The sequence below is a fragment of the Prevotella sp. KH2C16 genome (genome assembly GCF_900113305.1).
In the GTDB taxonomy this organism is placed as follows: Bacteria; Bacteroidota; Bacteroidia; order Bacteroidales; family Bacteroidaceae; genus Prevotella.
In genome coordinates this window covers 17,260-29,919 of the sequence record NZ_FOOW01000027.1, presented here as the reverse complement: position 1 = coordinate 29,919, position 12,660 = coordinate 17,260, and the positions used below count along the sequence as shown (strand labels likewise).

General features: G+C 51.3%; 7 protein-coding genes and 1 pseudogene. All 8 read right to left on the bottom strand.

Annotation, left to right across the window (positions count from 1 at the left end):
* A pseudogene (locus BM114_RS12575) lies at positions 1–238 on the bottom strand (IS982 family transposase); the annotation flags it as partial.
* Between the two features lie 348 nt (positions 239–586).
* Positions 587–1,729, bottom strand: coding sequence for an OmpA family protein (locus BM114_RS12570; protein ID WP_092113935.1), 1,143 nt, complete (start codon positions 1,727–1,729; stop codon positions 587–589).
* A 179-nt stretch (positions 1,730–1,908) separates the two neighbouring features.
* The gene (gene mutL / locus BM114_RS12565; RefSeq protein ID WP_092113933.1) at positions 1,909–3,723 is read right to left on the bottom strand and encodes a DNA mismatch repair endonuclease MutL; all 1,815 of its coding nucleotides are present in this window, start codon (positions 3,721–3,723) and stop codon (positions 1,909–1,911) included.
* A 221-nt stretch (positions 3,724–3,944) separates the two neighbouring features.
* Entirely contained in the window at positions 3,945–5,603 is a 1,659-nt protein-coding gene (locus tag BM114_RS12555) for an OstA-like protein (RefSeq protein WP_092113929.1), read from the bottom strand.
* Positions 5,600–7,036 carry a peptidylprolyl isomerase gene (locus BM114_RS12550; RefSeq protein ID WP_092113927.1) on the bottom strand — a complete coding sequence of 479 codons (1,437 nt, stop codon included), beginning with the start codon at positions 7,034–7,036 and terminating at the stop codon, positions 5,600–5,602. Before BM114_RS12550 ends, BM114_RS12555 begins: the two co-directional genes overlap by 4 nt.
* Positions 7,037–7,040: 4 nt before the next feature.
* Positions 7,041–8,465 (bottom strand): peptidylprolyl isomerase, encoded by a 1,425-nt coding sequence (locus BM114_RS12545; protein WP_092113926.1) that lies wholly within the window; start codon positions 8,463–8,465, stop codon positions 7,041–7,043.
* Between the two features lie 17 nt (positions 8,466–8,482).
* Positions 8,483–9,967 carry an IMP dehydrogenase gene (gene guaB / locus BM114_RS12540; RefSeq protein ID WP_092113924.1) on the bottom strand — a complete coding sequence of 495 codons (1,485 nt, stop codon included), beginning with the start codon at positions 9,965–9,967 and terminating at the stop codon, positions 8,483–8,485.
* A 512-nt stretch (positions 9,968–10,479) separates the two neighbouring features.
* A complete protein-coding gene (recQ, locus tag BM114_RS12535; RefSeq protein ID WP_092113922.1) occupies positions 10,480–12,654 on the bottom strand; it encodes a DNA helicase RecQ in 2,175 nt (724 codons plus the stop codon).
* Between the last annotated feature and the right edge of the window lie 6 nt (positions 12,655–12,660).

Here is a 12,660-nt window from a genome sequence, read left to right as displayed (position 1 = left end):
ATTGTCCACGGATACAGCAGAGGTAGTACTCCTTGAAGTTTCTGTAAGTACCGAAATGGTAGCATACCAAGATTGTCATAATCTCACTCTCGGATAGCCTGCCCTTGCGGTTACGGTAGCGCTTCCCATCGCCATCATGAGAGGGCAATGGGAGGTTTTGGGCCAGTTCTGCATTCAAATTCTTGTCAAACTCATCGATAATACAGAAAATTTCTGTAACTTTGTCCTTGGTAATCATCGCTTGGTTGTTTTGTAACTTGTTGATTTTCACCTATAAAGGTACAAAATATTGGCGAGATTACCAACTTTTATAATGCTTTTCTTATCCCGAACTCGCGTAATAAGTGGTAATCGCATTACCAGCCGTTGGTAACGGCGTTACCAGCGGCTGGTAAGAACATGGCAAGACGGCAGCAAGAGCATCCAAAGCCACTCCGGGCACAGCCAGGCGCAGCAAGCTTGCCCCCGCCGGTTTGCTATCTACAAAAGCAAGAGGGAGCGGCATCTACATGCCCCGTCTCGCAAAACAAAAAGGGATGCCCCGATAGGAGCATCCCTTTATATCTTATCGTGTCAGCTGAACGGGTTACTCAGCAACAGTTACAGTAGCACGACGGTTGAATGAGATAGGAGACAGTTCGTCTACACCGCCATTACCCTTAGTAGTAATGTTGTCGCGGCTTACACCCATCTTAACGAGCTCATCAGCAACAGTAGCGGCACGCTGCTCGGACAACCACTGGTTGTGATCAGGCTTACCGGTTGCGCTGTCGGCATAACCGTTAACCATCAGCTTAGAATTGTTCTCCTTAGCATACTTTGCAACAGCCTCTACATTTACGAGATCCTTCTGAGAAGCGATGTTTGTCTTGTTGAGGTTGAAGAACACAGATACCGGAGTCGTAACGAATTCCTTCACGGTCTCAGCCGGCTTCTGGTTAGCAAGCATCTCCTTCAGGCGAGCGTTCTCTGCGTTAGCATCGTTGAGCTGAGCGTTGAGAGCGTCGATCTGAGACTGAGAGAGAGCCTTGATGGCGTCAACATCAGGAGTCTTGTCCCAAGTAGCCTTGCCAAGGTTGAAGGTCAAGCCAAGCTCTGCATAGAGGTTGTTGTCGTGAGAATCCCATCCACGGTCGCCAGCAACCTGATCATAACCGTCGACATCGCCCTCGCTGCGAATCCAACCCAGCTCGAGATGGAGACCAACATGCTTGCCGAGACGGAATGTGTTCAAGATACCAGCTGACAAATCCATGCCATAATAGTTTGCTGTCATGGAGCGGCCAATGCCACCACCTGCAAACGGAATGAAATTCCAGACACGATTTGGGTTGTAACCACAAAGCATATTGCTCAGGTTGAACAGGATCTGTTCATTCAGGAACCAATAACGGTTGCTTACATCCTCTGGGCCTTCTCCATCGCCCCATACGCGCTTACCCCAGATACCCTGAAGCTTCGTGCGAAGTCCGAGACCCGGAGTGAACCACTTACCAATTGCTACTGCAGCACCTGGATTGGAACGGAAGCTCTTGAACGGGCTGCTTGCAAGGTTCTTACCATGCTCCTGACCTGAATACCAAGAATTCCACTGGCCACCTACCTGGATGAACCAGTTGCTCCAGAAAGAATTAGTTGCTACACTATACTTAAGTGTAGGATCTGCATCCTGTGCGAAAGAGCACATAGATACACTAGCAAATGCTAATACAATCAATAATTTTCTCATAACTATTTATATTTAACAATCAAAAAATAATTCTACGATATATATTTACGCATGTATTTGGGCACAAAGATAGTAATATTTTTTAAATATAAGCATTTTTTCTTGAAAAAATCTCCGTATTTTTAAAAAAAGATGAACAAAAGATACATTTTTTAGCCTTTCCCGTGCTTCATCTTGCCTTATCCCAGCAAATGTTCTATATCTTGCTGCTTCAAAATGCAGAATATATTTTTACCATCGGGGGTGTAATTCACATTCTCACAGGCAAACAGACTATTAACGATATTCTCCATCTCCTCGTTGCTCAAGACCTGCCCCTGGGGGACAGCGGCATTCCGGGCCAGCATCAACGCCAGGGAACGATCGATTTCCTCCTTCGAGGAGTTTCCCTTTTCCGCTGCATCTGTCAGCATCTCATCAATAAGGGTTACATAGTCCAGCCCGTCGAGACCTGCGGGGACACTGCTGATGGCAAATGTATTTCTGCCAATATCGTTGATTTCAAAGCCTAAATCTTCCAGCTCGGCTTTCATCTTATCCAATTGAACAACGCCAGAAGCATTCAGATAAAGCATTTCCGGGAAGAGAAGCTTTTGCGGCTGGCCCTTATGGTTCCTTTGCTGGGCAAGATATTTCTCATAAAGAATTCTTACATGTGCCCGATGCTGGTCTATCACCATGAGCCCCGACTTCACCGCCGTCATGATATACTTGCCCTTATATTGATAGTGAGTGGGCGATTTCTCTTCTATAATATTCCGCCCGGAAACCGTCTCTGCCTTTGAGTCGAAGATTTCCGCCTCGTCGGAATGCTCTTTCCTTAGCCCCTGATAAAGCTCCTCCCAGTTCGTTGGCACTTTCTGTCGGTCAGCGGACTTCTCCGTAAATGGATTATACTGCGGATTCAGCCTTATCTTAGGAGCTGAAGGCGCAGAGGTCGTATCCGCGTTGAACACCGGAATATCCGGTTTCCCCTGCACATCAAAATCTATCGATGGCACATCATTGAATACGCCAATCGACTCCTTGACGGCCGCAGCAAGGATTTGCCAGATGGCCTGCTCGTTCTCAAACTTGATTTCCGTCTTCGTAGGATGGATATTCACATCAATGTCTTCCGGTGAAACTTCGAAATAAAGGAAATAGGGCACCTGCTCCCCTATAGGCACAAGGCGCTCAAAGGCTGACATCACGGCCTTGTGGAAATAGGGATGCTTCATATAGCGTCCGTTCACAAAGAAATATTGATGAGCTCCTTTCCGGCGCGACGATTCCGGCTTGCCGATAAAGCCTTCTATCTTACAAATCGTGGTATCTACATCCACGGGAATCAACTCCTGATTAAGTTTTTTCCCGAAGACATCAACGATGCGCTGCCTCAGGCCACATGCTTTCAGGTTATACATCTCCACCCCGTTGCTATGAAAGGTAAAGGCTACTTCCGGGTAGACCAGCACAATGCGCTCAAAAGCTGCAAGAATATTGTTAAGCTCCGTCGAGTTAGACTTCAAGAACTTCCTGCGGGCCGGAACATTGAAGAACAGGTTTTCCACCTTGAAATTACTTCCCACAGGACAAGAGCAAGGTTCCTGACTAATGAATTTAGAACCAGAAATTGCAAGATGCGTCCCAATCTCCTCCCCCTCCTGCCGAGTCTTCAATTCAATCTGGGCAACGGCCGCTATTGATGCCAGAGCCTCTCCACGGAATCCCATGGTATGGAGAGCAAACAAATCATCCGCCTTGCGTATTTTGGAAGTAGCATGACGCTCGAAGGACAATCGCGCATCGGTTTCCGACATGCCTTTCCCGTCATCAATCACCTGAATGGATGTCCGGCCGGCATCCACGACAAGGATATCTATATGCTTCGCACCCGCGTCAACGGAATTCTCCACCAGTTCCTTGATGACACTTGCAGGACGCTGAATGACCTCTCCCGCAGCAATCTGATTGGCTACCGAATCCGGCAACAATTGAATTATATCACTCATCCTTCCTCCTCAAATCATAACATAGCAGATAAAGATCAGCAGCAAGATAAGTATCAGCGGGAAGAGGATGACTATCCAGCAAGACTGGAAAATCCTGCCCTTTTGCCTGCCTTTTCGTAAGGACTCGGAAAAGTTCTCCTTAAAGTTTCCCGCCTTTCCCTTTCCATCAGAATAAATAAATCCATGGTGGAAACCTTGTGGCCGTCTGCTATTAAAATATCTCATGACTTACTCAAATGCTGTAAGGGAGCCTCGTGGCGTTTGATTACCTTGAGTGTCTCTCCCTCTTTTTTCCCTCTCCAGTTAAAGATGTCGTACTTATCTTTCGGCCGGATTTCATCAAACCACCCGAAGACATCCAGCTTATCGCGCGTTGGGGGAATCTGGGTCATCGGATATAGAGTCGATGTAAACTTGTTGGTCCAGATACGGTCCAGCTTCCGCTCGGGAGTCATATACATCCGCATGGTATCGGTTTCAAGATAGTTCAACCCAATGAGAGAGCTGTCCTTGTCGTCAGTCGGATAATATATCGACCGCACATTTCCAAAAGATTCCGCCTCGCGTATCTTCCCGTCGATGAAGTATGCGTTCATCTGCTTTGAAGATACTTGGTTATAATGCATGCTGTCCGGCATCTGCTCTATGGAGAGAGCCTGACCAATGATTTCGGCTTTCCGGATCGTGGAGTCATTCATATAGACCTTGATCACCTCTCCCAACAATTGTCGGCTCCCATTCCACACAATCGGATCACGATACATCGTCATACAGGAATCCAACGAACTGACTACCAAGGAGTCGCACACAGCCTGAACATCTGTCCTATATGCGCGTACCTTATTATAACAATGCACCAGTCGATAGACCGAGTCCGTATTGATATTGAAGGTATATAGCTTGATGGAATCCGCATGGGCGAACAGGGTATCAGGGCCTTGTGAGAAGTCCTTCAATACTGCCCGCTTGGTCGCAAACCCCTTCCCTGTCTTCTCGTTATAGTGAAGTTCGTCGCAAACAAGGGAGTTCTTATTCTCATGGTCTATATAGACTACATTACCAAAGCCATAGCTCTCCCCCTCCTTGACATAATAAAGGCTGTCGCCTGTTATTTCCTTCTGCTTATCCACCATTTTGGAGCGGCCGTACAGTTGTGCCTGATCCGTCCGCGTGTCGTAATAGGCATCTGAGGTGCTCACGACGCTCTCCTTGGAGGTTATCTCTGAATTCGGTCCTACGATATGGGCCAGCGACTTACGGGTGTCATAATACAGGGTGTCCGTCTTTATCAGGCGGTCCTCGCTGCGCATCCTCACATTGAACTTGAATACTGCCTGACGGGAATCCAGATAGTATTCCCCCCAGTCAGCCACCAGCTGGTCTTTCCCGTCGACAAGCTTTCCTCCCTCAAAGAAGTAGGCATAGTTATACAGGCGGTCATAGTCCAGGCTATCCGTGGTAAGCGTCTGCTTCCTGTGCTTTAGTATTACATCGTAGCGGGCACGCATCATCTGCCCCAGACCGTCATATTCTGCATATCGGCAATTCAGCGAAAGCGTGTCGCCTTGCTTGAAACGAACATGCCCGAAGGCCTTTACCGAATTTGCCTCCTGAAAGAAATAGGCACTGTCGCACCAAAGCTGTGCACCCTGATGAGTGAAGTGAACATTCCCCTTTACAACCTGCGCATCGGGATTATTGCCGAAATGGTCGTACCTCAACTCGTCAGAGTGAACCAGATATATCCGCTCGTCGCTCTTCTTGCGCGTTTTCTTGGCAGGTTGACTTGACTGTACATACAGGCCAAAAAGGCATAGAATCGCTATGAGAGAAATCCTATGCCCGTTGATATGTTTGACTATAGTTCTTAATGGAGTCATTTAACCCAGCCTTCATATTGATACTTTCCATTCCTATATCGAGGATTCATCCACACATAGGTGTGCTTGATTTTCTCTACGACCCAGTCATGGAGCACCTTTTCGCGCTCCTTATTGAGCACTACATTCTTCATCACCTGGAAGTCTTCTGTGATTGTTGCCTTATGACCCTCTATCCGATTCTTCAGCTTCACGATGGCAACCACGGTCTTCCCCTTGTCGTTTACCATCTGGAACGGCTCCGAAATTTCACCCACCTGCATCCTTTCCACCTGACGGGCGACCTCAGGAGGCAGGTTCTTCATCTCGAAACGAGAAGTACGGGTGCCGTTCTCCTGATTGGTAAATGCCATCAGTCCATGGTTGTTTCGCGTATCTTTATCGTCAGAGACATAAGTGGCAGCCTCTTCGAAAGAGAACTTCTTCGCACGAATATCATTGGCAACGCTATCCATGCGGAGCTTTGTCTCCGCTATGGCCTGTTCTGAAACATGGGGCTTGCGGAGGATGTGGCGAACCTTGATACGGTCTCCCCGCTTGTCAATAAGTTGAATGATATGGAATCCGAACTCCGTCTCCACGATCTTGGAGATTTTCTTTGGGTCGGTAAGATTGAATGCCACATTGGCGAATGCGGGGTCGAGCATGCCACGACCTACATAGTCCATTTCGCCTCCCTGCCGCGCAGAGCCTGGATCTTCAGAGTAAAGACGAGCCAGGGTGGCGAATGATGTGTTGCCGCTCGTTACTCGGTCGGTATAATTGCGGAGTTCATCTTTCACGCGGTTGATTTCCTCCTGCGGTATTCGTGGTTGTCGGGTGATAATCTCCACCTCTACTTCCGTCGGCACAAAGGGCAGACTGTCCGCGGGAAGTTTGTCGAAATACTTACGCACATCACTAGGTGTTACGGAAATGTCCTTTACCAGTTCCTGACGCATCTTCTGGGAAATCTGCTGATTCTTAAACTCATCGTGCATCTGCTGACGCATCTGCGAGATGGTCTGTCCGCGGTATTCTTCCAGCTTTTCCCTCGACCCCGCTATCGAGATCCAGTTGTTTATCTGCTGATCGATGGTTGCCGTTACATCGGATTCCGATACCTCGACCGAGTCGATGGCTGCCTGATGGAGATACAGTTTCTGGACGGCAATCCGCTCGGGAATGGCATAGTCCGGATTACCCTCCCATTTCACGCCTTCCGCCTCAGACTGCAAACGCAGTGCCTCGACATCAGATTTCAGGATAGGCTCATCTCCCACGACCCATATCACCTCGTCGACAATGGAAGACTCGGGGGCTTCTGTCGCCCGAGCTGTCTTCGTGGTGTCGTTCATCCCGGGCATAGCCTTGGCCCGGAATGCCTTGGCCTGACTCCCTATCAACAAGAGCAGGGCCAGAAAAGCCGTAAATATCTTATATCCTTTTTTCATCTTCCTAATGCTTATTTACCGTTTTCAATACATTCTGATCTATCTCTACCGGATATTTCCGGCGCAATTCCTCAACCCATTTTTTCTCCAGCGACTCCTGATAGTCTACCAAGACCTGCGAGCGGACATCGTCGACTTCCTGCGGAGTCTTGAGCTTCTTGCCGTAAACGGCATCTATCGGGAAATCTTTGACAGGCCTTGCCGTCGCGCCGGTCTTGAACACCTTATTGTCCACCAGCGAATTGTCGCCCTTCTTGAAGATGCCTTTCTCTACGCGGATACGCAGGATGCTGTCATTATTGAAGGTCTTGCGGAGCCTCTCCGCCCACTGGACGAAAGGAAGCCTCTTGACAGCGTTCCTGACATTCTTCACATCCCGCTTGTCCTTCACATGATAGGCTATGCCCTTGAAGCGGGGCTCAGCCCATTTATATCTTTTCTTGTTCCGGGCGAAATAGGCCTTCAGCCCAGCCTCGTCCTTCGATGCCTTGTCCCAGACGGTGCGGTTACTGATCTCGTAGAGCAACAGGCCGTCATGATATTCCTGAATCAAATACTTCACGGCGGGGTCGCTTGCTTCCAGCTCCGCCTGTCTCTGAGCTAGTACGGCGGCAGGAGTGGTCGCCGGTTTCGCAGCCTTTGCCAGAGAGTCGAGCCGCTTGTCGATGATGGCTTCCCGCAGTCCCCGCTGGTCGATGAACTTTACGATGTCTGCGCGCACCGAGTCGTAGGGAAAGAAATTGCGCTTATCCTTCAGCAAGAGGATGTGCCAACCGGCCGGCGACTCAAAAGGCTTGCTCATTTCCCCTTTCTTCAGGGCATAGGCCTGGTCTTCAAACTCCTTCAAGGCCTGGCCCCGCTCCAGCCACGGCAGTTCTCCGCCATTCGCGGCGGAGCCTTTGTCGTCGGAGACCTTTCTTGCCAGTTCCGCAAAGTCGGCTCCCTTCAGGAGTGCGTTGTATACAGAGTCTATCCGTTGTTTTGCCATGGCAATCTCCGCCTGTGAGGCCTTCTGCTTCATCAGTACGAGGATGTGGGCCGGCTTGACAAGCCCTCCCCCCTTGTCCACGCGCTGCCGGGTCTCGTTATAGATGTTGCGGGCCATGCCCTCTACATCGGCATTCGTGATAACCGAAGGTCGCACCTGCTGGTCGCGATAGGTGGCGAATTCCTGTTGAAACGACCGCATCGTGTCGAGCTTTGCGTCCAAGGCTGCCTCGACTTTGAGCTTGTAGTTGACGAACAGGTCTACATATTCCTCAACGCTCTTCTTGTCGATTACGCTCTCGGTGTTGTTCTTGTTGTAAGAATACTCAAACTCCGACCGGCTCACCGGTTTCCCGTTGATGGTCATAATCGTCGGATCGTTCTGGGCGAAAGCCGTGCCGCTCCACAAGAGCAAGGCTGCGAACAACAGGGTTGACTTCATCTCTTCTTCAATTCTGTTTATTCCGGGCGGCTGTAGTTCGGCGCCTCGCTCGTGATGGAGATGTCGTGCGGATGACTCTCCTGCACGCCCGCATTGGTGATGCGGGTAAACTTAGCTTCGTGAAGCCGCTCGATGGTGGCGGCACCACAGTAGCCCATACCGGAGCGCAGACCGCCCGTAAGCTGATAAATCACCTCCTGCACCGTTCCCTTGTAGGGCACGCGGCCGGCGATGCCTTCGGGCACGAGCTTCTTCACATCCATGGTATCACCCTGGAAATAGCGGTCCTTGGAGCCGTTCTTCTGCCCCATGGCCTCCAGGGAACCCATGCCGCGGTAGGACTTGAACTTACGGCCGTTATAGATAATGGTCTCACCCGGACTCTCCTCCGTACCGGCAACGAGCGAGCCTATCATCACGCAGTTGCCGCCGGCAGCCAATGCCTTGACAATGTCGCCGGAATAGCGCAGACCGCCATCGGCAATCAACGGCACACCCGTCTCTCTCAGGGCGGAGAAGACTTCATAGACCGCACTCAGCTGAGGAACGCCCACACCGGCCACCACACGCGTCGTGCAGATGGAACCCGGGCCAATGCCCACCTTCACGGCGTCGGCTCCGTGCTCTACGAGATAGCGTGCGGCCTCACCCGTGGCGACATTGCCTACCACTACATCGATGTTCGGGAAGGCGGCCTTCACCTCCTCAAGCTTGCCCACCACGCCCTTGGAATGGCCGTGGGCGGTATCGATGACGATGGCATCCACTCCGGCCTCGACCAGCGCACGGGCACGGTCGAGCGTGTCGGCAGTAACGCCCACGCCGGCAGCCACGCGCAGACGGCCTTTCTCGTCCTTGCAGGCCATGGGCTTGTCCTTGGCCTTGGTGATGTCCTTATAGGTAATCAAGCCCACCAGATGGTTGGCGCCATCCACGACGGGCAGTTTCTCTATCTTGTTTTCCTGCAGTATCTGCGCCGCTGCGATAAGGTCGGTCTGCTGATGCGTGGTAACGAGATTCTCGCGGGTCATCACCTCGTCGATGGTCTTGTCGAGCCTGCGCTCGAAGCGCAGGTCGCGGTTGGTAACGATTCCCACCAAGTGATTCTCCGCGTCAACCACGGGAATGCCGCCGATATGATAGTCGTGCATCATCTGCAGGGCATCCTTCACGGTGCGTCCCTGCCGGATGGTAACGGGGTCGTAGATCATTCCGTTCTCGGCACGCTTCACGATGGCCACCTGACGAGCCTGCTCCTCGATGGACATATTCTTGTGAATCACGCCGATGCCCCCTTCCCGCGCGATGGCAATAGCCATGCTCGACTCGGTAACTGTGTCCATGGCGGCGGTTACGAAAGGCACATTCAGCACGATGTGTCGGGAGAAATTGGTCTTCAACTCTACCTCTTTGGGCAGTACCTCCGAATAGGCCGGAATCAACAGGACATCGTCGAAGGTGAGTCCGTCCATTACAATCTTATCTGCAACAAATGATGACATAATGTGATTTTAGAAATTTATTGCGTGCAAATTTAACAATAAAAATCCACATTTTGGCCGCTTTTCCTGAAATTCTCATGCATTTAATGGTATTTAACGCACGATTCTGCCAGCAGCCCTCCACGGTCTATGGCTCCTCCGTGAAGAGCGACCGAATCGGCAGGAGACCGCACCGGAAAAAGGGGCCGGCGGCTTTAGGAAATGTTACAAGCGGCATGTAACAGGATTACAAACGGCGTGTAACGAGATTACAAGCGGCATGTAACAGGATTACAAGCGGCGTGTAACGGCCTTGTCCGCAGCATGTAACAAGCCTACCACTTGTCGGCAAGAATCCGAAAAACGGATTCTGCGCCCCCTGCCGACTGCAGGGAAACGGAGCCGAAGCCCCTGTTTGGAGGGAAGATATCTATCCCAAACCGGCCTGCTGCCTGGAGACAGAAACAAAAGAAAGCGACAGAGGGATTCTCTCACGGGGCTTCCGTGCGGACATCATTCGGCCGAGATCCTCCCTAATTAGCCTGCTCGGAGAGGAACTTGATGCGTACCAGCCGGATTTCTTCTTCCGAATAGTCCTCCCCCAGCTCGTCGAGGGCAGCCTCAAGGTCATCGGTTTCGCTTTCCCGGAAATACTCATAGATATCGTCCACCTGGTCTTCGTCCATCACTTCCTCAAGGAAGTAGTCGATGTTCAGCTTCGTCCCGCTGTAGACAATGGCCTCCGTCTCGTCGAGGAGCTCGTCGAAATCCTTCCCGAGAACGCTCGCTATGTCGTCGAGGGCTATCTTGCGGTCGATGCTCTGGATAATCTTCACCTTCAGCATGCTCTCCTTGGCTACCGTGCGCACGCGCAATTCCTCGGGACGCTCAATGCCTTTTTCCTCGCAATGCTGCCTGATGAGCTCGCAGAACTCCTTCCCGTAGCGCTTGGCCTTGCCGGCTCCCACGCCCTGGATGTTCTGCAGTTCCTCCAGCGTTACGGGGTACATCGTGGCCATCTGCTCAAGCGAAACATCCTGAAATATCACATACGGAGGCAGTTCCTGCCGCACGGCCACCTTCTTACGGAGGTCGACAAGCATCTGATAGAGCTCCGGGTCGAGAACGCTCGTGCCCCCCTGAGCCTCCTCTTCGTCATAATCACTGAAGACGGTATCAAGCACCACCTTGAACGACTCCGGCTTCTTGATGAAACGCTTGCCTTCCGGCGTGAGCTTAAGAAGCCCGTAATTCTCCACATCCTTCTTCAGATAACCCGCTATCAAGGCCTGCCGGACAACGGGGTTCCATATCTTCTCGTCCTCGTCTTCCCCTGCGCCGAACTCCGCAAGGTCGTCGTGCTTGTGAGAGACAATGTCGTCGGTGGCTCTTCCTTTTATAAAATCTATTACATATTCCTGCCGAAAGTTCTCCTTAAGCGCACTCACGGCCTCCAGGACTATCACGAGCTGCGTCTTCGCCTCGATGTGCTCTTTCGGATGCAGACAATTGTCGCAGTTGCCGCAGTTATCTTTCGGGTATTCTTCGCCAAAGTAGTGCAACAGCATCTTGCGACGGCACACGGACGACTCGGCATAGGCCGCCGTCTCCTGAAGCAGCTGCCGGCCGATGTCCTGTTCGGAGACGGGCTTACCCTCCATGAACTTCTCCAGTTTCTTGAGGTCTTTACTCGAGTAAAAAACTATACATTTCCCTTCGCCGCCGTCACGCCCCGCACGCCCGGTTTCCTGATAATAGCCTTCCAGACTCTTGGGAATGTCGTAATGGATGACGAAGCGCACATCGGGCTTGTCTATACCCATGCCGAACGCAATGGTGGCCACGATGACATCAATGCGCTCCATCAGGAAGTCGTCCTGCGTCTGCGAGCGGGTCTGCGTGTCAAGTCCTGCATGATAGGGAGCTGCCTTGATGTCGTTGGCTTTCAGGACCTCGGCCAGCTCTTCCACCTTTTTGCGCGACAGGCAGTAGATGATGCCGCTCTTGCCGGCATGCTGCTTGATGAACATGATAATCTGCCGGTCGATGTCGCGGCTCTTCTGGCGCACCTCGTAATAAAGGTTCGGGCGATTGAAAGAACTCTTGAATTCCTTCGCGTCCTGTATGTTGAGGCTCTTCTTGATGTCGGTGCGCACCTTGTCGGTGGCCGTCGCCGTCAAGGCGATGACCGGGGCGTTGCCAATCTTGTTGATGGTAGGCCGGATGTTACGGTACTCGGGACGGAAATCGTGGCCCCACTCCGAGATGCAGTGAGCCTCGTCAATCGCATAGAAAGAAATCTTGAACGAGCGGAAAAACTCCAGGTTCTCCTCCTTGTTCAATGATTCCGGAGCCACATAGAGCAGCTTGGTCCTGCCCTTACGGACATCGTCCATGACTTGCTGGATGGCCGACTTGTTTAATGATGAGTTCAGATAATGGGCCACGCCGTCCTCGTCACTCATTCCGTTGATGACATCCACTTGGTTTTTCATCAACGCGATGAGGGGTGAGATGACTATCGCCGTGCCCTCCATAATCAAGGATGGCAGCTGATAGCACAGACTCTTGCCGCCTCCGGTGGGCATCAATACAAAGGTGTCGTTGCCTGCCATCAGATTCCTGATTATCGCCTCTTGATCCCCCTTGAAGGTATCAAAGCCGAAATAGTGCTTCAGTTTTTCAGTTAGATTTACTTCTTCCGTCATATAAAC